At 59.6% G+C, this 20,877-nt stretch carries 22 protein-coding genes; 15 read left to right on the top strand and 7 right to left on the bottom strand.

The window, feature by feature from the left end; translation table 11 throughout:
* Window positions 1–152: 152 nt before the first annotated feature.
* On the bottom strand, window positions 153–596 hold the full coding sequence (dksA, locus tag AB1J88_RS25285) for an RNA polymerase-binding protein DksA (RefSeq protein WP_108183819.1): 444 nt from the start codon (window positions 594–596) through the stop codon (window positions 153–155).
* A 334-nt stretch (window positions 597–930) separates the two neighbouring features.
* Here dksA and AB1J88_RS25290 point away from each other — a divergent pair, with 334 nt between their 5' ends.
* Together AB1J88_RS25290 and sfsA are read left to right on the top strand one after the other, a co-directional pair.
* The gene (locus AB1J88_RS25290; protein WP_430292190.1) at window positions 931–2,103 is read left to right on the top strand and encodes a pyridoxal phosphate-dependent aminotransferase; all 1,173 of its coding nucleotides are present in this window, start codon (window positions 931–933) and stop codon (window positions 2,101–2,103) included.
* Window positions 2,103–2,816, top strand: coding sequence for a DNA/RNA nuclease SfsA (gene sfsA / locus AB1J88_RS25295; RefSeq protein WP_041065421.1), 714 nt, complete (start codon window positions 2,103–2,105; stop codon window positions 2,814–2,816). The genes AB1J88_RS25290 and sfsA overlap by 1 nt, the downstream gene beginning before the upstream one ends.
* Here the strand turns inward: sfsA and AB1J88_RS25300 are convergent.
* Window positions 2,813–3,130 carry a Rieske (2Fe-2S) protein gene (locus AB1J88_RS25300; protein ID WP_108183816.1) on the bottom strand — a complete coding sequence of 106 codons (318 nt, stop codon included), beginning with the start codon at window positions 3,128–3,130 and terminating at the stop codon, window positions 2,813–2,815. The genes sfsA and AB1J88_RS25300 overlap by 4 nt on opposite strands.
* 162 nt (window positions 3,131–3,292) lie before the next feature.
* On the opposite strand from AB1J88_RS25300, the gene AB1J88_RS25305 reads away from it, so the two are divergent.
* From AB1J88_RS25305 to AB1J88_RS25320, 4 genes are read left to right on the top strand one after another with little or no spacing between them, the layout of a single operon-like run.
* Window positions 3,293–4,165 carry a heme/hemin ABC transporter substrate-binding protein gene (locus tag AB1J88_RS25305; RefSeq protein WP_430292191.1) on the top strand — a complete coding sequence of 291 codons (873 nt, stop codon included), beginning with the start codon at window positions 3,293–3,295 and terminating at the stop codon, window positions 4,163–4,165.
* A gap of 50 nt (window positions 4,166–4,215) precedes the next feature.
* On the top strand, window positions 4,216–5,199 hold the full coding sequence (locus AB1J88_RS25310) for a FecCD family ABC transporter permease (RefSeq protein ID WP_430292717.1): 984 nt from the start codon (window positions 4,216–4,218) through the stop codon (window positions 5,197–5,199).
* Window positions 5,199–5,966: a heme ABC transporter ATP-binding protein gene (locus AB1J88_RS25315; protein ID WP_430292192.1), complete on the top strand. Its 768-nt coding sequence runs from the start codon at window positions 5,199–5,201 to the stop codon at window positions 5,964–5,966. The genes AB1J88_RS25310 and AB1J88_RS25315 overlap by 1 nt, the downstream gene beginning before the upstream one ends.
* 20 nt (window positions 5,967–5,986) lie before the next feature.
* On the top strand, window positions 5,987–6,838 hold the full coding sequence (locus AB1J88_RS25320; protein WP_430292193.1) for a ChaN family lipoprotein: 852 nt from the start codon (window positions 5,987–5,989) through the stop codon (window positions 6,836–6,838).
* A gap of 226 nt (window positions 6,839–7,064) precedes the next feature.
* Here the strand turns inward: AB1J88_RS25320 and AB1J88_RS25325 are convergent, their stop codons facing one another.
* From AB1J88_RS25325 to AB1J88_RS25340, 4 genes are all read right to left on the bottom strand, one after another.
* Window positions 7,065–7,865 carry a Crp/Fnr family transcriptional regulator gene (locus tag AB1J88_RS25325; RefSeq protein WP_430292194.1) on the bottom strand — a complete coding sequence of 267 codons (801 nt, stop codon included), beginning with the start codon at window positions 7,863–7,865 and terminating at the stop codon, window positions 7,065–7,067.
* Window positions 7,866–7,881: 16 nt separating this feature from the next.
* Window positions 7,882–8,154, bottom strand: a complete 273-nt coding sequence (locus AB1J88_RS25330) for a TfoX/Sxy family protein (protein WP_003228231.1) — start codon at window positions 8,152–8,154, stop codon at window positions 7,882–7,884.
* A 277-nt stretch (window positions 8,155–8,431) separates the two neighbouring features.
* Window positions 8,432–8,776: a pentapeptide repeat-containing protein gene (locus AB1J88_RS25335; protein ID WP_041065444.1), complete on the bottom strand. Its 345-nt coding sequence runs from the start codon at window positions 8,774–8,776 to the stop codon at window positions 8,432–8,434.
* A gap of 91 nt (window positions 8,777–8,867) precedes the next feature.
* Window positions 8,868–10,424 (bottom strand): AAA family ATPase, encoded by a 1,557-nt coding sequence (locus AB1J88_RS25340; protein ID WP_222018344.1) that lies wholly within the window; start codon window positions 10,422–10,424, stop codon window positions 8,868–8,870.
* Window positions 10,425–10,540: 116 nt separating this feature from the next.
* On the opposite strand from AB1J88_RS25340, the gene mrcB reads away from it, so the two are divergent.
* Genes mrcB through AB1J88_RS25355 form a run of 3 tightly spaced genes read left to right on the top strand, consistent with a single transcriptional unit; the run spans window position 10,541 to window position 13,972 of the window.
* Window positions 10,541–12,865: a penicillin-binding protein 1B gene (mrcB, locus tag AB1J88_RS25345; protein ID WP_041065450.1), complete on the top strand. Its 2,325-nt coding sequence runs from the start codon at window positions 10,541–10,543 to the stop codon at window positions 12,863–12,865.
* Between the two features lie 16 nt (window positions 12,866–12,881).
* Window positions 12,882–13,637, top strand: a complete 756-nt coding sequence (locus tag AB1J88_RS25350; protein ID WP_047296575.1) for a lipoprotein — start codon at window positions 12,882–12,884, stop codon at window positions 13,635–13,637.
* Window positions 13,637–13,972 carry a YqcC family protein gene (locus tag AB1J88_RS25355; RefSeq protein ID WP_041065457.1) on the top strand — a complete coding sequence of 112 codons (336 nt, stop codon included), beginning with the start codon at window positions 13,637–13,639 and terminating at the stop codon, window positions 13,970–13,972. The genes AB1J88_RS25350 and AB1J88_RS25355 overlap by 1 nt, the downstream gene beginning before the upstream one ends.
* A gap of 89 nt (window positions 13,973–14,061) precedes the next feature.
* On the opposite strand, the gene AB1J88_RS25360 is transcribed toward AB1J88_RS25355, so the two are convergent.
* On the bottom strand, window positions 14,062–14,478 hold the full coding sequence (locus tag AB1J88_RS25360) for a DUF4124 domain-containing protein (RefSeq protein WP_430292195.1): 417 nt from the start codon (window positions 14,476–14,478) through the stop codon (window positions 14,062–14,064).
* A 399-nt stretch (window positions 14,479–14,877) separates the two neighbouring features.
* On the opposite strand from AB1J88_RS25360, the gene AB1J88_RS25365 reads away from it, so the two are divergent.
* From AB1J88_RS25365 to msrQ, 6 genes are all read left to right on the top strand, one after another.
* Complete coding sequence (locus AB1J88_RS25365; protein WP_007963927.1) at window positions 14,878–16,602, top strand: acetolactate synthase 3 large subunit; 1,725 nt, start codon at window positions 14,878–14,880, stop codon at window positions 16,600–16,602.
* Window positions 16,603–16,604: 2 nt separating this feature from the next.
* Window positions 16,605–17,096 (top strand): acetolactate synthase small subunit, encoded by a 492-nt coding sequence (ilvN, locus tag AB1J88_RS25370; protein ID WP_003205610.1) that lies wholly within the window; start codon window positions 16,605–16,607, stop codon window positions 17,094–17,096.
* A 44-nt stretch (window positions 17,097–17,140) separates the two neighbouring features.
* Window positions 17,141–18,157 carry a ketol-acid reductoisomerase gene (gene ilvC, locus AB1J88_RS25375; RefSeq protein WP_007959661.1) on the top strand — a complete coding sequence of 339 codons (1,017 nt, stop codon included), beginning with the start codon at window positions 17,141–17,143 and terminating at the stop codon, window positions 18,155–18,157.
* Window positions 18,158–18,303: 146 nt separating this feature from the next.
* Window positions 18,304–19,161: a CDP-diacylglycerol--serine O-phosphatidyltransferase gene (pssA, locus tag AB1J88_RS25380; RefSeq protein WP_003228213.1), complete on the top strand. Its 858-nt coding sequence runs from the start codon at window positions 18,304–18,306 to the stop codon at window positions 19,159–19,161.
* A 63-nt stretch (window positions 19,162–19,224) separates the two neighbouring features.
* Window positions 19,225–20,238, top strand: a complete 1,014-nt coding sequence (msrP, locus tag AB1J88_RS25385; RefSeq protein ID WP_430292196.1) for a protein-methionine-sulfoxide reductase catalytic subunit MsrP — start codon at window positions 19,225–19,227, stop codon at window positions 20,236–20,238.
* Complete coding sequence (gene msrQ, locus AB1J88_RS25390; RefSeq protein ID WP_430292197.1) at window positions 20,238–20,849, top strand: protein-methionine-sulfoxide reductase heme-binding subunit MsrQ; 612 nt, start codon at window positions 20,238–20,240, stop codon at window positions 20,847–20,849. The genes msrP and msrQ overlap by 1 nt, the downstream gene beginning before the upstream one ends.
* Window positions 20,850–20,877: the final 28 nt, after the last annotated feature.

Below are 20,877 nucleotides of genomic sequence, written 5' to 3' on the forward strand. Positions count from 1 at the left end.
ATCGAGCCTGCTCGCGAAAGCTTGATGTCAGACGATTAAATGTTGAATGACACACCGCTTTCGCGAGCAGGCTCGCTCCCACAAGGGCAAAAGGCAAAAGGCAGAAACAAAAACGGAGCGTTCGCACGCTCCGTTTTTCGTTCAGGTCGAGATTACTTGCCGACCTGCTTTTCCTTGATTTCCGCCAGGGTCTTGCAGTCGATGCACAGATCCGCAGTAGGACGGGCCTCGAGGCGCTTGACGCCGATTTCGATGCCGCAGGATTCGCACCAGCCGTACTCTTCGTCCTGGATCAGTTCGAGAGTCTTGTCGATCTTCTTGATCAGTTTGCGCTCGCGATCGCGGGCGCGCAGCTCAAGGGCGAATTCTTCTTCCTGGCTGGCACGGTCGGCCGGGTCAGGGAAGTTGGCCGCTTCGTCTTTCATGTGATCAACAGTACGGTCGACTTCCTGCATCAAGTCCTGTTTCCACTTGTTCAGGATCTTGGTGAAGTGCGCGCGCATCGGGGCGCCCATGTACTCTTCGCCGTCCTTCGGAACGTAAGGTTCGAAGCCGCTGATCGTCACTTGCTGCTGTTGCTTTGCTTGGGTGGGCATGAAATGGACCGCCTCTACTCTTGTAATCCATTGCGCAGGATTGCTCCATCACCGACACCTGCCGGCCCTGCGGCTGCAAGCGGGCGAACTTACCAGATCAATTCGGCCTGCGCTACTCCCGGATGTCGAGGCCCCGGCGGGTGGCGCTTGCAGAAGTTTGGCAAGTCATGTCTGACAGTGATGGAGGCCTGATCAATCTCTGATTTTAGTCAATCCTGGAGCGTACGCGCATATCGTTACAGTCCAGCGTTCTTGAGGCTGTGACCGCGACGGGTTCTCGCTCGTTCCGGCAGATGGGTAGAATCGTCTCTTTTGCCCCGTCGAAGGAAAACCAATGGCTCAGCCCTACAGTGCGCGCAGTCGTGCGATCGAACCGTTCCATGTGATGGCGCTGCTGGCGCGGGCCAATGAACTGCAGGCCGAAGGTCACGATGTGATCCACCTGGAAATCGGCGAGCCGGATTTCACCACGGCCGAACCGATCATCCGCGCCGGGCAAGCGGCGCTGACGGCGGGCAAGACTCGCTACACCGCGGCGCGTGGCATTCCTGAGTTGCGCGAAGCGATTTCAGGGTTCTATCAATCGCGTTACGGCTTAAACATCGATCCGCGGCGGATCCTGATCACGCCGGGGGGCTCCGGTGCGCTGTTGCTGGCCAGTGCCTTGCTGGTCGATCCGGGCAAACACTGGCTGCTGGCGGATCCGGGCTACCCGTGCAACCGGCACTTTCTGCGACTGGTCGAAGGCGCGGCGCAACTGGTGCCGGTCGGCCCGGAAGTGCGGTATCAATTGACCCCGGATCTGGTGGCGCGGCACTGGGATCACGACAGCGTGGGAGCGTTGGTGGCGTCGCCGGCCAACCCGACCGGCACCCTCCTGACCCGCGACGAACTGGCCGGATTATCCACAGCGATCAAGGCGCGGCACGGCCATCTGGTGGTGGACGAGATTTATCATGGCCTGACTTACGGCACCGATGCCGCCAGCGTGCTGGAAGTCGATGACAACGCCTTTGTCCTCAACAGTTTCTCCAAATATTTCGGCATGACCGGTTGGCGTCTCGGCTGGCTGGTGGCACCGGATGCAGCCGTCAGTGAGCTGGAAAAGCTCGCGCAGAATCTCTATATCAGCGCGCCGAGCATGGCGCAGCATGCCGCACTGGCCTGTTTCGAGCCGGGCACCATCAGCATTCTCGAAGAGCGCCGCGCCGAATTTGGTCGCCGTCGCGACTTCCTCCTGCCGGCGTTGCGCGAGTTGGGTTTCAACATCGCCGTCGAACCTGAAGGTGCGTTCTACTTGTATGCCGATATCAGCCAGTTCGGCGGTGATGCCTTCGCGTTCTGCCGGCATTTCCTCGAAACCGAGCACGTTGCCTTTACCCCGGGGCTGGATTTCGGTCGTTATCAAGCGGGCCATCATGTGCGTTTTGCCTACACGCAAAACCTCCCTCGCTTACAGGAAGCGGTGGAACGCATCGCTCGCGGTTTGAAGAGCTGGCAAGCCTGATGCGTTTTTATCCGGCTCTGGAAGAGGCGCGGCTGATTCGCCGCTATAAACGTTTTCTGGCTGATGTTGAAACGGTCAATGGCGAGCTGTTGACCCTTCACTGCCCGAACACCGGTTCGATGCTCAACTGCCAGGTTGAGGGCGGACAGGTGTGGTTCAGTCGCTCCAGCGACCCGAAACGCAAGCTGCCCGGCACCTGGGAAATTGGTGAAACTCCGCAGGGCCGGCTGTTTTGCGTGAACACCGGCCGTGCCAACGCACTGGTGGAAGAGGCGCTGCAGGCGGGTGTCATCGACGAGTTGAGCGGCTTTACGGCGCTTAAACGTGAAGTGGCGTACGGCCAGGAAAAGAGCCGCATCGATTTCCGTCTCGAGTACCCGAGCGGCCCGGCCTACGTGGAAGTGAAAAGCGTCACGCTGGGGTTCGACGGAACGAATGTTGCGGCGTTTCCCGATGCGGTGACCCAGCGCGGCGCCAAGCATCTGCGTGAGCTGGCGCATCTGGCCCGTGACGGCATTCGGGCGGTGCAGCTGTATTGCGTCAATCTCAGCGGGATTGACGCAGTGCGTCCGGCCGAGGAAATCGATGCGGCCTACGCCGATGCCCTGCGCGAGGCGGTGGCATGCGGAGTTGAAGTGCTGGCTTACGGCGTGCGCTTGAACCACGAAGAAATGGTGATCGACCGGCGGCTGGACGTGTTGCTCAACGGTTAAACATCGATCCACACCCCTTGGGCGTCTTCGCGGCAGGGGATGGCGGTCAGGGATTGCCCGGCGCAGGGCCCGGCGACGCATTCGCCATCCTCGATCAGGAACAGTGCGCCGTGGGTGGCGCACTGGATCAGGCTGTTGCTCGGGTCGAGAAACTGGTCGGGGTGCCATTCCAGGCCGACGCCACGATGCGGGCAACGGTTGAGATAAACATAGGCCTGTCCATTGCGGCGCACGGCAAACAGTTTGTTGCCGTGGATGTCGAACCCACGGCTGCCGGCCTCGGCGAGATCGGCGCCCGCGCACAAAAACTTCATGACTATCCTCAACTGTCTGCTCGTTTCAGGAAATGTCCGAGCTTGACGTTTAAATGCAAACAATTATCAAATGGCCGCCTTCGCCCACTGTGCGCGGCTGCCGCCAAGGATACTTGGCCTGCCGGTTCGCTGCCCGGGAAAACTGTTCAAGGAAAGCTGCGTATGCGCCTGATTATCCGCGTTGCTGTGCTGTGTGTCGGACTGTTCGCCAGCCTTCAGGTGACAGCTGCCGACTTGCCACAGCGTTGGGTCAGTGCCGGTGGCGCGCTTTCGGAGTGGGTCAGTGCATTGGGCGGCGAGTCGAAACTGGTCGGCGTCGACACCACCAGCCAGCATCCCGAGTCGCTGAAGAAACTGCCAAGTATCGGCTATCAACGCAGCCTGTCGGCAGAGGGCATTCTCAGCCTGCGCCCGGACATCCTTATCGGCAGCGAAGAAATGGGCCCGCCACCGGTGATCGCTCAAGTAAGGAGCGCCAAGGTGCAGGTCGAACTGTTCTCGGCGCAGCCGGATCTGCCGACGCTGGAAAAAAACCTCACGCATCTCGGGCAGTTGCTCGGCGCGCAAGCCCAGGCGACGCAGCTGCTGGCAAGTTATCAACAGCAGCTCGTCACGCAGAAGGCGCGAGTCGCCGAGTTGCAGACCAGGCACAAGGCGCCCGGTGTGCTGGTGCTGATCGGGCATGCCGGCGGCAAACCGTTGATTGCCGGCAAGGACACTGTCGCCGACTGGCTGCTGCAACGGGCCGGCGGACATAACCTGGCAACGCATACCGGTTACAAGCCGTTCTCCGTTGAGTCACTGGCCGGGCTTGATCCTGAGGTGCTGGTGTTTGCGGATCGCGCGTTGAGCGGTGAGGCGGCAAAAGCGGCGCTGTTCAAGGAAAATCCCATTCTCAATTCAAGCCGTGCGGCCAAGGCCGGACGGGTGCTGGAGCTGGATCCGACGCTGCTGGTCGGCGGGCTCGGGCCGCGTTTGCCGGCGGCGTTGAAGGGTTTGTCTGACGGCCTCTACCCGACTGCGAGCGGCCAATGACCGCACTGGTCAAACCACGCAGCCTGTTTATCGGGCTGGCGCTTCTGTGTTTGCTGGCCATCTGGCTGTCGTTGGCGCTGGGGCCGGTGAGCCTGCCGCTGTTCGATACCTTGCGCGCGGCTCTGCGCATGCTCGGCGTGCCGCTGGCGCCGGACGGTCTGGAGCAGGCTGAGCTGATTCTCGGGCAGATTCGGCTACCGCGTACCTTGCTTGGCCTGGCCGTTGGCGGTGTACTGGCGCTGTCCGGCGTGGCGATGCAGGGTTTGTTTCGCAATCCGCTGGCCGATCCCGGGTTGGTCGGGGTCTCCAGCGGTGCGGCGCTTGGTGCGGCTGTAGCCATTGTCGGCGGTGCGTTTTTTGGCGATTTGCCAGAGTGGTTCGGGCCGTATCTGTTGTCGGCGTGCGCGTTTCTCGGCGGGTTGGGGGTAACGGCGCTGGTCTATCGGCTCGGACGGCGCAACGGCCAGACTAACGTCGCGACCATGCTGCTGGCTGGGATCGCCCTGACGGCGCTGGCCAGCTCGGCAGTCGGGTTGTTCACCTATCTGGCGGATGACGCGACCCTGCGCACGCTGACTTTCTGGAATCTGGGCAGCCTCAATGGTGCCAGTTACGCGCGTTTGTGGCCGTTGCTGATCATCAGCGCCGGTGTTGCGCTGTGGTTGCCGCGGCGTGCCAAGGCGCTGAATGCGTTGTTGCTCGGGGAGTCCGAAGCCGGGCACCTGGGGATTGATGTCGAACGGCTCAAACGTGAATTGGTGTTCTGCACGGCGTTGGGTGTTGGCGCGGCGGTGGCAGCAGCGGGGATGATTGGTTTCGTCGGGCTGGTGGTGCCGCATCTGGTGCGTTTATTGGCCGGGCCCGATCACCGGGTGTTGCTGCCAGCATCAATATTGGCGGGGGCGAGCCTGTTGTTGCTGGCGGATCTGGTGGCGCGGTTGGCGCTGGCGCCGGCGGAGTTGCCGATCGGTATCGTCACGGCGTTTATCGGTGCGCCGTTCTTCCTGTATCTGCTGCTGCGAGGACGTGCCTGATGCTGCGTGCGCACAATCTGCACATCCGTCGCGGGCGCAAGACCGTCCTCAGCGACGTCACCCTGCAACTGGAGCCCGGTGAGGTGCTGGGTGTGCTCGGACCTAACGGTGCCGGCAAAAGCACCTTGCTCGGTGCCTTGTGCGGTGAGCTCACGGCGAGTGAAGGCGAGGTGTTGCTCGACGACAAGGCACTGAATCACTGGACAGGTACGCAACGCGCCCAGCGTCTGGCGGTGTTGCCGCAGGTCTCGACGCTGGATTTTGCCTTTCGTGTGGATGAAGTGGTCGGCATGGGCCGCTTGCCGTATCAAAGTGGTCGGGTGCGCGATGACGAGATCGTTGTGGCAGCGCTGGACGCTGCGGATGCCGGGCACCTGAGCGGGCGCAGTTATCTGGCGCTGTCGGGTGGCGAGCGCCAGCGTGTGCATCTGGCGCGGGTGCTGGCGCAGTTATGGCCGGGGCAGGCCGGGCAAACGCTGTTGCTGGATGAGCCGACCTCGATGCTAGATCCACTGCACCAACATACGACGCTGCAAGCGGTGCGCGAATTTGCCGACCGTGGCGCGGCGGTGCTGGTCATCCTGCATGATCTGAATCTGGCGGCGCGCTATTGTGATCGGGTGTTGCTGCTTGAAGGCGGGCGCCCGGTAGCGCTGGATGCGCCGCAGCAAGTCTTGCGACCGGACTCGCTCAAAGCGGTGTTCGGTCTCGAAGTATTGGTGCAGCCGCACCCGGAGCGTGGGCATCCGCTGATCATCGCCCGCTGATTTCTCATCGAGGTGATGGCATGCGCGGGATCTGGTTGTTGGCGGTGTTGTGGCTTGCGGGGTGTCAGCATGTTGCTGCGCCGCCACCGGTCAGCGGTGAGATACGCGATCTGCACAGCGGTCAGGTACTGACGGCGCAGGAACTGCTGACACGTCTGGCCGGTGCACAACACGTGATCATTGGCGAGCAGCATGACAATGCCGATCATCACGCTGCGCAGTTGTGGCTGTTGCAATCGCTGGGTGAGCAACGCCCTCAGGGCAGTCTGCTGCTGGAGATGCTCACGCCTGATCAACAGCCGAAAGTTGATCAGGTTCGCCATGCAGCAACGCCGCCCTCCGATCTTGCCACTGCTCTGGACTGGCAGGATGGCTGGGACTGGAAGCTTTATGGGCCGATCGTTCGCTTCGCCCTCACACAATCCTATCCGCTGTTGGCAGCCAATCTGGACGACAGCGAAATCCGCGCCTTCTATCGTCAGCCGCCAACCCTGAGCGGTGTTCGCAGCAATGCGGCAGCGGTAAAAGCCACGCTGCTTGAGCAGATCAGCGACTCACACTGTGGCTTGCTGCCCAAATCGCAGATGCCGGCGATGCTCGCGATTCAGCAACAGCGCGATCGACGCATGGCCGAACGTTTGCTGGCGGCACCCACCCCCGCCATGTTGTTGGCAGGCGCCTGGCATGCGCGCAAGGATGCTGGCGTGTCGCTGCATGTGCTTGATCTTGGCGCAGCCCAGGCGCCCACGGTGCTGATGCTGGCCGAGCAGGGCGCTGAGGTCAGCGCGGCGATGGCCGATTACGTCTGGTACACCCCGGCCACGCCTGCGCAGGATTACTGCGCACAGATGCGCAAACAGTTCGGCCAGTGACTTTTCCACAGGCAAAAAAAGACCCGGTAAAAACCGGGTCAAATAACCGTGATTAGCCTGATGAGGAGATAATCTGAGAGTCCGAACCAAGGGCTTTTCAGAATATCGACTGATCTCGCGATCAGTTGTGATAATCATAGCGATTCTCATTAGCGAGTCAACCACTGTTTTTCCATTCGCGTGATTTAGTCGTGGAAATGTCCGGAATGCCCCGGAAAAACGGGACTTAAAGCGCAGCCTTGATCGCACTCAGTTGGGTGATTTGCTGGTTGAGCTGGCCAATGCGCCGGGCCATGCTCTCGATAAGGCTCTGGGCAATCTTCGGATTGTTGCGGGTCATGCTGAGAAACTGATCGCCGGGAATCAACATCACTGTACTTGGCTCGCGGGCAATGACCGTGGCGTTTCGCGGCTCGCCTGTGAACACTGCCATGGCGCCGAAAATCTCGTCCTTGGGCACGTCGCCAACCTTGTGCCCATCAACAAACGCTTCGGCATGCCCATCGATGATCACGAAGACGTGATCGGCAGCATCGCCCTGCTGGATCAACACTTCACCGCTCTCGACTCGTTTAAAGCCATTGGTGCTGCGAAACTCCCGTGGCTTCAGTTCGGCCACCGCGTGTGCCAGCAGCGCCATCTGCCCCAGCAGATACTCCAGCCATTGCTCAGCCCGTTCCGGCTCGGCGTACAAATGTCGGAACAGATCGGTTCGCCGATAGGGCAACAAGCGCAATAATCCGTCGCTGCGCAGTCGGCAATCGGCCCAGGCGTCACCTTGCTGCAGGCCAATCAGATCGCCTTCCTGCCAGTAAAACAGCGCGCGGCCGCCGATGTAGCCGTGGATCACGCCTTCTGTCAGCAGAAACAGCTGATCGTGTGGGAGCTGCGCCATCAGGTCATCAGAGATTTCCGGCTCAAAGGCAGGCCCGCAAGGCGCAAGCCCTTCCAGCCAGTGCGCGGGCAAGCTCTGCAAACGATTGATCAGCGCATCGACAGATGCCGATTGTTCCCCGAGCAGATACATGGCCGTCAGCGCCTGTTCAGTTCTTGTGACGCGAGGAGATGGCTTCGAGCTGCTTGTTCAAGGCGTCTTTGCGTTCGGCCGGGATATCGTTCCAGTGCACATCCATCAGCGCCCCTTCGATCGCGTACAACAACACCTTCGATGCGCGAAACCCGCGGGTACGCACGGCCCGATAGGCGTCCACCGCCCCCAGGCGACGCAAGTCCGAGGCGCTGTGGATGCCCACGGCATGCAGCCATTGCGCCGACGTCTTGCCAAGATTCTTCAGGTGTTGCAGTTCATCATTCATCAAGCCTCCTTGCGACGGCCGAATGGTGCGTGGGCGATCTTCTCAGGAGTGTAGCCATCAGTAGGAAAAGCGTGGTTGTTTGGTCGGATTAGACGCAAACGCTACTAAGAAAGGGCTGCGAACCCAGAAAGGAGGGAAGAAACGCGGAAACATGTGGGTGCGAGCTTGCTCGCGAGGGCGTCCTGTCAGCCACGAGATGTATCGACTGACACCACGCCTTCGCGAGCAAGCCCGCTCCCACGCGGGAAAGGCGTCGGGTCAGAGAAAGATAAAAATATCAGCGGGTGCGATAGCGCAGGCGGGTACCAAAATTCATCGACATCAGGATCTCGTCGGCGCTCAGTTCCGGTGGGAAGTACGCACCGGAAATCTGCGCATGGGCCAGGCTCGCGCCTTCCAGGGCGGAATTACGGAAATCGATGCCGCGCAAATCGGCGGAGCGGAAGTAGGCGTCGCGGAAATCCACGCCGTCGGCGTTCAGTTCACGCAGATCGAGCCCACGGAAGTCGCCACCGACCATGTCGATCGGGCCGTCGTTCGGGCGTTCCTTGTTGAAGCCTGCGATGTCGTCTTTGTGCAGCAGGGCATAAAGCGGGGTGTCGAGAAGTTTCGGCTGGCTCATGTCACATCACCTGTTGGTTTTATGACGCCAGTATAGTGCCACTATTTGACGACCGTGAAGCCAGCGAGGGCTTCACGGTCGAAATAGTTTCTTACAGGCCTGGCAGACGCTGGCGAATCTGCGCCACGACGGTGTCGAGGGTCCCACTTTCATTGGTCTGTACGCGTTTGCTGCGCAGAATTTCTTCTGGCGTCAGTGCTTCGCGGCTGGCCTGTTGGGCCTCGATGACCGCCAGCGTGGCGTCGGAGGGGTCCTTCTTGTCGGCCTGGCGAATCGCCAGCCAGCTTTCGATCACGGCTTGCGGAGCGTTGCAGTCGAGAATCAGGAACGGCGTGCCGGTCGCCTCGGCGACTTTCGCCGCGCTGTCACGTTGCTCGCGCTTGAGGTAGGTCGCATCGATGACGACCGGGAAACCGGCGTGCAGAATGACTCCGGCAATCTCATGCAAGCGGGCGTAGGTGGCAGCGCTGGCGTCGGCGCTGTAAATCCCGGCCTGCACGTCGTTGGCCACGGTTTGCTCGCCGAACAGACGCTTGCGCTCGACATCGGAACGCAGGCGGATCGCGCCCAGTGCTTCGACCAGGCGCATCGCCACGTGGCTCTTGCCGACGGCCGATACGCCGTGGGTGATCGCCATGAAGCGCGAAGGGATGGTGCTGTAGCTTTCCGCCAGATTGGCGTAGTTGCGGTACTGGCGCAGGGTAGTGGCGCGCTGCACCGGAGTGGCATCTGCCGGCATGCTGAACAGCGCGACTTTGGCGCGAACCAGTGCTCGGTAGGCTTTGTAGAAGTTCAGCACTTCCAGGCCTTGATAGTCGCCGGTCAATTCCAGGTATTGGCTGATGAAGCGGCGGGCCAGGGATTTCAGACCACGGTCTTCAAGGTCCATCGCCAGGAAACCGGTGTCGGCCCAGACGTCGGTGAAGCGGAACGGCTCGTTGAACTCGATGCAGTCGAAGATCACCACTTTGCCATTGATCACAGTGGCGTTGCCCAAGTGAATGTCGCCGTGGCATTCGCGAGTGAAACCCTCGGCCTTGCGCTGGCTGAACAGTGCCTTGAGACGGTCGAAGCTGCTCTCGGCCCAGGCTTGCAGGGCCTCGAGTTGCAGCAGATCGTTTTTGTCGCTGAGGAATGGCAGGATCTGTTCGAAGTTCTGGCGCACCGGGGCCATTACGCTTTCTGGCGTACCAGCGTCGTGTTCGGCCGGGACTTTTGGCGCGCTGAGGTGGAATCTGGCGATCTGCTCGGCCATTTCGTCGATGTGCTGAGTGGTCAGTTCACCGTTGGCTTGCAGGGTGCTGAGCAGGCCGGTCTGCGGGAATTGACGCATCTTCAACACATATTCGATCACCGGGCCGTCGCCGCCCAGTTGCGGCGCTTCGACGCTGCCGGTCACCGGCAACACGTCCAGATACAAATCTTCGGTCAGGCGCTGATTCAAACGCAGTTCTTCAGCGCAGAAGTGCTTGCGCGCTTCGAGGCTGGTGAAGTCGAGAAAGCCGAAATTCACCGGCTTCTTCACTTTATAAGCAAACGACCCGGTGAGGATCACCCACGAGATATGGGTTTCGATGACCTGGAACCCGTCGACGGGGTGCGGGTAGAGGGCCGGGTTTTGCAGGGCAGCGATCAGTGACTGGCTCACGGGCGATCCTTCAGAGACTGGGAAATTCGAGGTCGCCATTATGGCCGCTCGCCAGCCTGACGCAAACCTCGGAGCGCTCCTGTTGAGGATGAATAAAGTGCGTATAATCCGCCGCCATGACTCGAACTCGATCCCCCCGTACCAAGAAAAAACCACCTGCCAAGGGCCTGCGGCCGTGGCTGGGGTGGGCCATTAAACTCAGTCTGGTCGGCCTTGTGGTGCTGGCCGGCTTCGCCGTTTACCTCGATGCCGTGGTGCAGGAGAAATTCTCCGGCAAGCGCTGGACCATCCCGGCCAAGGTGTACGCGCGTCCGCTCGAGCTGTTCGTCGGACAAAAACTGAGCAAGGACGATTTCCTCACCGAACTCGACGCCTTGGGCTATCGCCGCGAAGCCGTGAGCAATGGCCCCGGCGCTGCTGCCGTCAGTGGCAATACCGTCGATCTGAATACCCGCGGCTTCCAGTTCTATGAAGGCCTGGAGAAACCTCAGCCAGTACGCGTGCGCTTCTCCGGCGACTATGTGGCCGAACTCTCGGGGCTCAATGGTGGAAAATTGTCCGTGGTGCGGCTCGAACCACTGATGATCGGCGGCATTTACCCGAAAAACCTTGAAGACCGCATTCTGATCAAGCTCGATCAGGTGCCGCCGTATTTGCTCGATACTTTGGTCGCCGTTGAAGACCGCGACTACTACAGCCACTGGGGCGTGTCGCCGAAATCGATTGCCCGGGCGATCTGGGTCAACACCTCTGGCGGCAAGATGACCCAGGGCGGCAGTACGCTGACCCAGCAGTTGGTGAAGAACTTCTACCTCACCAACGAGCGCAGCCTGAGCCGCAAGCTCACCGAAGCGATGATGGCGATGCTGCTGGAGCTGCACTACGACAAGAAGGAAATTCTTGAGGCCTACCTCAACGAAGTCTTCGTCGGGCAGGACGGTCAGCGTGCCGTGCATGGTTTCGGTCTGGCCAGCCAGTTCTTCTTCGGTCAGCCTTTGTCCGAGCTGAAGCTGCATCAGGTTGCGCTGCTGGTCGGCATGGTCAAGGGTCCGTCCTACTACAACCCGCGGCGCAACCCGGAGCGCGCGCTGGAGCGCCGTAATCTGGTACTTGATGTGCTTGAGCAGCAAGGCGTGGCGACGGCCGAGCAGGTCGAAGCGGCGAAGAAAATGCCATTGGGCGTGACCACCCGCGGCAAGCTCGCCGACAGCTCGTTCCCGGGCTTTATCGATCTGGTCAAACGCCAGTTGCGTGAAGATTATCGTGACGAGGACTTGACCGAAGAAGGCCTGCGGATCTTCACCAGTTTCGACCCGATTCTGCAGATGAAAGCCGAAGCGTCGGTCAATGACACCTTTAAACGTCTGGCCGGACGCAAGGGCTCCGATGATGTGGAAGCGGCAATGGTCGTGACCAACCCGGAGACCGGCGAAGTGCAGGCGATGATCGGTAGTCGTCAGGCCAGTTATGCCGGTTTCAACCGGGCGCTGGACGCCGTGCGGCCAATCGGTTCCCTGGTCAAGCCAGCGGTGTATCTGACGGCGCTGGAAAAACCGAGCCATTACACACTGACCAGTTGGCTGTCGGATGATCCGCTGTCGATCAAAGGCGCGGACGGCCAGGTGTGGAAACCGCAGAACTATGATCGTCGCTCCCACGGCACGGTGTTTCTCTATCAAGGGCTGGCACATTCCTACAACCTGTCGACCTCGCGTCTGGGTCTGGAAGTCGGTGTGCCAAATGTGCTCAAGACCCTCGCGCGCCTGGGTGTAACCCGTGAATTCCCGGCGTTCCCGTCGATGTTGCTCGGGGCTGGCGGCATGACCCCGATCGAAGTGGCGACCATGTATCAGACCCTCGCCAACGGTGGTTTCAATACGCCGATGCGTGGGATTCGCAGCGTACTGACCGCCGAGGGTGAACCGCTCAAGCGTTATCCGTTCCAGATCGAGCAGCGCTTCGATCCGGCGTCCATTTACCTGATCCAGAACGCCATGCAGCGGGTGATGCGTGAAGGTACCGGCAGCTCGGTTTACAACGTGCTGCCCAAGACCCTGACGCTGGCCGGCAAGACCGGTACCAGTAACGATTCGCGTGACAGCTGGTTCGCCGGTTTCAGTCAGGATCTGCTGGCGGTGGTCTGGCTCGGTCGTGACGACAACGGCAAGACCCCGTTCACCGGTGCGACCGGTGCGCTGCAGGTCTGGACCAGTTTCATGCGCAAGGCCGATCCGCTGCCGCTGGACATGCCGCAGCCGGACAACATCGTTCAGGCGTGGGTCGATTCGCGTACCGGACAAGGCTCGGATGCCAACTGTCCTGGAGCCGTGCAGATGCCGTATATTCGCGGCAGCGAACCGCCACCCGGCGCCGCGTGTGCAAGCGAAACGCCTGCTTCGCCGGAGTCGGTGATGGATTGGGTCAAGGGCTGGATGAATTAAGCAAAGAGGGTTTCAAGTGAACAAGTGGTTGATTCCAGCGGTGACCGCCGTGGCTTTGCTCAGCGGCTGCTCTACCGTACAGCGTGGTTCGATCCCGGTGGTGGATTCCGGCACAGCCGTGTCCAACAGCGAACGTCTGTCGGCCAATGGCGGTTTCCGCAAGACGACAGTCAAACGTCCAGTGCAGGGGCAGGCGCAATCCCAGGCCATTCCGCAAGGCGATACCGGTGTGGTGGTGATGGTGCCGGGTGGCGGTGCTGCGACATCGGCGCCGATCAGCTCCTCGCCGATCGTTCCTGGTCCGGCGTCCGGTGGGATTACGGCGGGTCCGTACAATCCTTCGCCGGTCGAGTCGGCACCGATCAACACTGGCAGCTACAGCATGCCTTCGACGCCGAGCGGCATTCCTTCGGCCAGCAGTGGCGGCGGTCTGTCGGCGGATGAGCAACTGGATGGCCCGGTGCTCGCCTTGCTGACCACCGCCCAGCAGCAACAGGCCGGCGGCGACCTCAACGGTGCATCCTCCAGCCTGGAACGTGCCCAGCGCGTCGCCCCGCGTGAACCGCAGGTGCTTTATCGTCTGGCGCAGGTGCGCATGGCCCAAGGTGATGCGCCGCAGGCGGAACAGTTCGCCCGTCGCGCGCTGACCATGGCCAACGGCCGTCCGGATCTGCAAGCCAACCTGTGGGAAATCATCGCGCAGTCCCGTGAGAAACAGGGCGACTCCGCCGGCGCTGCACTGGCTCGTCAAAAGGCCAAGGTTTCGCTCTGATGGACACCCGTTTCCCGAAAATCGCCGACCAGTTGCTGCTGATCGAGCGTGAGCTGCGCGCGCAAGGTTGGTGGGATGAAGTGCAGCCATCGGCCGAAGCCCTTAGTAGTGTCGAGCCGTTTTCGGTCGATACGCTGGATTTCGAACAATGGCTGCAATGGATCTTCCTGCCACGAATGAAGATGATCCTTGAGCAGGACCTGGCGTTGCCCAACGCTTCGGGCATTCAGGAAATGGCGGAGATGGTCTTTGCCCAGCGCAATCTGCAGGGCAAGGATCGCCAGTTGCAGGTGCTGCTCAAAGAATTCGATCTGCTGATCACCGCCTCCCGTTAAGCCTCTGTAGGAGCTGCCGCAGGCTGCGATCTTTTGATTTTGCTTTCAAAGATCAAAAGATCGCAGCCTGCGGCAGCTCCTACAGGTGCTTATTCGCAGTTCTGCGCAATCTGCTTCTGCGCTTCGACAATGCGCTCCTGGCGCTGGCTTTCGTCCAGCCGCCGCAACTGCCCCTCCACTTCCTCCCTCAATCGCGGATTGTTCTGCAATTGCGCCAGGTTCGTCCGTGCCTGCTCGCAAAAGGCCTTGAGCTGAGTCTGTTGCTCCGCCACCTGTTTCTTCACCTTGTCATCAATGGCGTTCTGATCGCCCAGCGCGCCGCTGCCAGGCATTGCTGCAGGTTTCGGCGGGGGCGAGGAAGGCGTCTGCACGGTGCTGGCCGGTTGCCCTTGCGGCGGTTGCGCATCGAAGTGCGTGACGCCTTGAGCGTCGACCCATTTGTAGATCTGAGCGGCCGAGCACCAGGGGCTGAGGCCGATCAGCAGAGTTAACAGAAGCGTTCGCATGCTGATTCCTTGGCAAAATTGCGCAATTGACGCTAACAGAGTAGCTGTTTTCAGGTTTTTTCTTGCGTTCTCATGTGCTTACCCACAATTAAGCACATTGACGGCTTGACTTGGAGAGGGCGAAACAGAAGAATCCAAAGTCCGCTGTAGAGGGACTGCCAGAAGCAGACCCACTCGGCAGATCATGAGGCGCATATCCGCGTCGACCTGTTACACCCGCAACGCGTTACCTCGCGCTGGGTGGGAAAGGCCCGCAACACTTGGGACGATCCCAATACTTGCTCAGTCAGTGCTGACGTAGTCGGCGACCACCGTCGCTCATGCTCTGCCGAGAAGTAAACCTATTAAGACCCGCCCCTTTTTTGTGGACGGTATTCTGGCGTTTTAGAGGTGAACAACGTGGAGCTTTTATCTGGCGGTGAGATGCTCGTCCGCTTCTTGCGTGACGAAGGCGTCAAATATATCTACGGGTACCCGGGTGGTGCTCTCCTGCATGTTTACGATGCCCTGTTCAAAGAACCGGAAGTGACCCACATTCTGGTTCGTCACGAACAAGCGGCGACCCATATGGCTGACGGCTACGCCCGTGCCACCGGTAAAGCCGGCGTGGTATTGGTGACTTCCGGTCCAGGCGCCACAAACGCCATCACCGGTATTGCCACCGCCTATATGGATTCGATTCCAATGGTGATCATTTCCGGTCAGGTGCCAAGCACCATGGTCGGCACCGACGCGTTCCAGGAAACCGACATGATCGGTATCTCCCGGCCGATCGTGAAGCACAGCTTCATGATCAAGCACGCCTCGGAAATCCCGGAAGTCATGAAGAAGGCGTTCTACCTGGCGCAATCCGGTCGTCCGGGCCCGGTCGTGGTCGATATCCCGAAAGACATGACCAACCCGGCCGAGAAGTTCGAATACGTTTTCCCGAAAAAAGCCAAGCTGCGCTCCTACAGCCCGGCCGTTCGCGGTCACTCCGGGCAAATCCGCAAGGCGGCAGAAATGCTCCTGGCGGCCAAGCGTCCTGTGCTCTATTCCGGTGGCGGCGTGATTCTGGGCAACGGTTCCGCACCGCTGACCGAACTGGCGAAAATGCTCAACCTGCCAGTGACCAACACCTTGATGGGCCTGGGCGGTTTCCCGGGTACCGATCGTCAGTTCATCGGCATGCTCGGCATGCACGGCAGCTACACCGCCAACCTGGCGATGCACCATGCCGACGTGATCCTGGCTGTTGGCGCACGTTTCGATGACCGTGTGATCAACGGCGCGGCGAAGTTCTGCCCGAACGCCAAGATCATCCACATCGATATCGACCCGGCTTCGATCTCCAAGACCATCAAGGCCGACGTGCCAATCGTTGGTCCGGTGGAGAGTGTCCTGACCGAAATGGTCGCGATCCTCAAGGAAATCGGCGAGACCCCGAACAAGGAGTCCGTGGCCAGTTGGTGGAAGCAAGTCGATGAGTGGCGCGGTGATCGCGGCCTGTTCCCTTATGAAAAGGGCGACGGCAGCCTGATCAAGCCGCAGACCGTGATCGAGACCCTGTGCGAAGTGACCAAGGGCGATGCCTTCATCACGTCCGACGTGGGCCAGCACCAGATGTTCGCGGCGCAGTACTACACGTTCAACAAGCCTAACCGCTGGATCAACTCCGGTGGTCTGGGCACCATGGGCTTCGGTTTCCCGGCGGCCATGGGCATCAAGTTGAGCTTCCCGGATGACGACGTCGCCTGCGTCACCGGCGAAGGCAGCATCCAGATGAACATCCAGGAACTGTCGACCTGCCTGCAATATGGCTTGCCGGTGAAAATCGTCATCCTGAACAACGGTGTTCTGGGGATGGTTCGTCAGTGGCAGGACATGAGCTATGGCAGCCGTCACTCGCACTCTTATATGGAGTCGCTGCCTGACTTCGTCAAACTGGCTGAAGCCTACGGTCACGTCGGCGTGCGCATCACTGATTCGAAGGATTTGAAGTCGAAGATGGAAGAGGCGTTCGCCATGAAAGATCGTCTGGTGGTGATCGATATTTCGGTCGATACCAGCGAGCACGTCTATCCGATGCAGATCAAAGACGGCTCCATGCGCGATATGTGGCTGAGCAAGACGGAGCGTACTTAATCATGCGGCACATTATTTCCCTGCTTCTGGAAAACGAACCCGGCGCTTTGTCTCGCGTAGTCGGCCTGTTCTCGCAGCGCAACTACAACATTGAAAGCCTGACGGTGGCGCCAACCGAAGACCCGACGCTGTCGCGTCTGACGCTGACCACTGTCGGCCACGATGAAATCATCGAGCAGATCACCAAAAACCTGAACAAGCTGATCGAAGTGGTCAAGCTGGTGGACCTGTCGGAAAGCGCTCACATCGAGCGCGAGCTGATGCTGGTCAAGGTCAAGGCCACTGGCGCCCAGCGCGCCGAGATCAAACGCACCACCGATATTTACCGTGGACAGATCGTCGACGTCAGTGCCAGCGTGTATACCGTTCAATTGACCGGTACCAGCGACAAGCTCGACAGCTTCATTCAGTCCATCGGCACCGCATCGATTCTGGAAACCGTCCGTAGCGGCGTGACCGGCATTGCCCGCGGCGACAAAGTACTCAGCATCTAAAATTAGCGAATGGCCTGAACGGCCTGGATATATAGGGGAAATTCATGAAAGTTTTCTACGATAAAGACTGCGACCTGTCGATCATCCAGGGCAAGAAAGTTGCCATCATCGGTTACGGTTCCCAGGGCCACGCCCAGGCGTGCAACCTGAAAGACTCCGGTGTCGACGTTACCGTCGGTCTGCGTAAAGGTTCGGCCACTGTTGCCAAAGCCGAAGCCCATGGCCTGAAAGTGACCGACGTGGCTGCTGCTGTTGCCGGCGCCGACCTGGTCATGATTCTGACCCCGGACGAATTCCAGTCTCAGCTGTACAAGAACGAAATCGAGCCGAACATCAAGAAAGGCGCCACCCTGGCCTTCTCCCATGGCTTCGCGATTCACTACAACCAGGTTGTTCCACGTGCCGACCTCGACGTGATCATGATCGCGCCGAAAGCGCCGGGCCACACCGTACGTTCCGAGTTCGTGAAGGGCGGCGGTATCCCTGACCTGATCGCGATCTACCAGGACGCTTCGGGCAACGCCAAAAACGTTGCACTGTCCTACGCCGCCGGCGTCGGTGGCGGTCGTACCGGTATCATCGAAACCACCTTCAAGGACGAGACCGAAACCGACCTGTTCGGCGAACAAGCCGTACTGTGTGGCGGTACCGTTGAACTGGTGAAAGCCGGTTTCGAAACCCTGGTTGAAGCTGGCTACGCGCCGGAAATGGCCTACTTCGAGTGCCTGCACGAACTGAAACTGATCGTTGACCTCATGTACGAAGGCGGTATCGCCAACATGAACTACTCGATCTCCAACAACGCTGAATACGGCGAGTACGTGACCGGTCCGGAAGTGATCAACGCCGAATCCCGTCAGGCCATGCGCAATGCCCTGAAACGTATTCAGGACGGCGAATACGCCAAAATGTTCATCAGCGAAGGCGCAACCGGCTACCCTTCGATGACCGCCAAGCGTCGTAACAACGCCGCTCACGGTATCGAAATCATCGGCGAGCAACTGCGCTCCATGATGCCGTGGATCGGTGCCAACAAGATCGTCGACAAAGCCAAAAACTAAGTCGTCATCCTTGTACGAAAAACGCGGCCTCGGCCGCGTTTTTTCGTTTGAAACCGATGGTTCTGGTATAAAGCTGCATCGTTTGTGGCCGAACCGTCGTCACAGGCACCTGTCGAAACTTTCCAAACCGTTGCAAGGTAATGTCCATGAGCGAACGTCCCGAAGAGCCGAACCAGGCTTCTGACGCCGAAAGCCTGCTGCCCATCGATGAACATGTCGAGGAAGGGCACGACGCAGAAGGTCGTAAAGTCCGGCATCGTGGTATCTATCTGCTGCCGAACCTTTTCACCACTGCGAACCTGTTCGCAGGGTTTTATTCCATCATCAACTCGATGAGTGCCCAGGCTGCCTTGAGCGCCGGTGACTCTGCGAATGCGAGCAAGTATTTCGCCTTCGCCGCGATCGCGATTTTTGTGGCCATGGTGCTCGATGGTCTTGATGGCCGTGTAGCGCGCATGACCAATACGCAAAGTGCCTTCGGTGCCGAGTATGACTCGCTGTCCGACATGGTCGCTTTCGGTGTGGCACCGGCGCTGCTGGCGTTCGGCTGGGCGCTGGGCGACATGGGCAAGGTTGGCTGGATGGTGGCCTTCATCTATGTAGCCGGTGCAGCGCTGCGTCTGGCGCGTTTCAATACTCAGGTCGGTACGGCCGACAAGCGCTACTTCATCGGTCTGGCCAGCCCGGCGGCGGCAGGCGTGGTGGCGGGGATTGTCTGGGCGTTCAGCGATTATGGTATTCAGGGTTCGAAGATGTCGTTCCTGGTCGCTTTGATGGTGGCGGCTGCCGGCATGCTGATGGTCAGCAACATCAAGTACAACAGCTTCAAGGAGCTGGATCTGAAGGGCCGTGTGCCGTTCGTGGCGATCCTCGCCGTGGTGCTGGTGTTCGCTGTGGTGTTCAGCGATCCACCGCGTATTTTGCTGCTGGTGTTCCTCGCCTACGCGGCTTCCGGCCCGGTGCAATACCTGTTGCATCTTCGTCGGCACAAAAACGCCGAGTGATGTAATTTCCCGCATACTCCGCAGTCTATGGGTGCATCTGTCCTCCAAAGCTGCGGAGTTGCCATGCTGATCAAAATCCCCAAAGCGTCCGACTGCCATGAGTCGGATGTCACGCCTGAGTCCATTTATCTCTCCCGTCGCCAACTGCTCGGAGCTACCGCGGCCGGTATCGCCGTGAGCAGCCTGCCGCGTTGGGCCAGTGCCGAGGACGCGGCGCGTTATGCTGATGTCGAGCCAGGCAAGGCGCCTGCCTGGTTTGCCGAAAAGCTCCCTTCTACCAAGTGGGGGGTAGTCAACGTCAAGGATGAGGCGATCACGCCTTATAAAGACGCGACCCATTACAACAACTTCTATGAGTTTGGTACTGACAAGGGTGATCCCGCAGCCAATGCCGGCTCGCTGAAAACCGAGCCGTGGAGCGTTGTCGTGGACGGGGAGGTGGGTAAGCCCGGGCGTTACGCGCTGGAAGACTTCATGAAGCCGTACCAGTTAGAGGAGCGTATCTATCGTCTTCGCTGTGTTGAAGCGTGGTCGATGGTCATCCCCTGGATTGGTTTTCCGATTTCCGCACTGCTCAAGCAGGTCGAGCCGACCTCTAACGCCAAGTACATTCGCTTTGAAACCTTGCAGGAGCCCAAGAGCATGCCTGGGCAGCGCTCGGGTTTTGCGTTGATCGACTGGCCGTATGTAGAGGGCTTGCGTCTGGATGAGGCGATGAATCCCTTGGCGATTCTGGCGGTTGGCATGTATGGCCGCGAATTGCCCAATCAGAATGGCGCGCCGCTGCGTCTGGTGGTGCCCTGGAAGTATGGCTTCAAGAGTGTGAAGTCCATTGTGCGGATCAGTCTCGTCAGCGAGCAGCCCAAGACTACCTGGCAGAGCATCGCGGCAGATGAATACGGTTTTTATGCCAACGTGAATCCGACGGTCGATCATCCGCGCTGGACTCAGGCAAGAGAACGGCGTCTGCCGAACAGTTTGTTCAAGCCGAATGTACGTGATACCCAGATGTTCAACGGCTACTCGGATGAAGTCGCTTCTTTATATACAGGGCTCGATCTGCGGAAGAACTACTGATGCGATATCCGTTTTGGCGTGTAGGCGTTTTCATTGCGGCGGCGATCTGGCCACTGCTCTGGTTTTATCAGGCGTTCGCCGATTTGCTCGGTCCGGATCCCGGCAAGGTTCTGGTTGATCGACTGGGACTGGGGACGCTGGTATTGCTGCTGATCACGTTGAGCATGACGCCGTTGCAGAAATTGACGGGGTGGGCGGGCTGGATTGCGGTTCGCCGTCAGTTGGGGCTCTGGTGTTTTACTTATGTGGTTCTGCACCTGTTCAGCTATATGGCGTTCATCCTTGGTTTCGACTGGTCACAGTTGGGCGTGGAGTTGCGTAAGCGGCCGTACATTATTGTGGGTACGCTGGGTTTTCTAGGATTGTTGGCACTGGCAGTAACCTCCAATCGTTATAGTCAGCGTCGTTTGGGTGTGCGCTGGAAGAAACTGCATCGGCTGGTGTACGTGATTCTGGGGCTGGGATTGCTGCACATGTTATGGATTGTGCGGGCTGATCTTAAGGAGTGGGTGATCTATGCCTTTGTGGGTGCAGCGCTTTTGCTGCTGCGAGTGCCTGCCGTTGCGCGTCGAATTCCGCGCTTGCTGACTAAAAAGCAGGTTTTGCAATAAAACTGAAATTAACGGTTGACGGCAGATT

It is taken from the genome of Pseudomonas sp. S8 (assembly GCF_050473925.1).
GTDB classification, from domain to species: Bacteria; Pseudomonadota; Gammaproteobacteria; order Pseudomonadales; family Pseudomonadaceae; genus Aquipseudomonas; species Aquipseudomonas parakoreensis.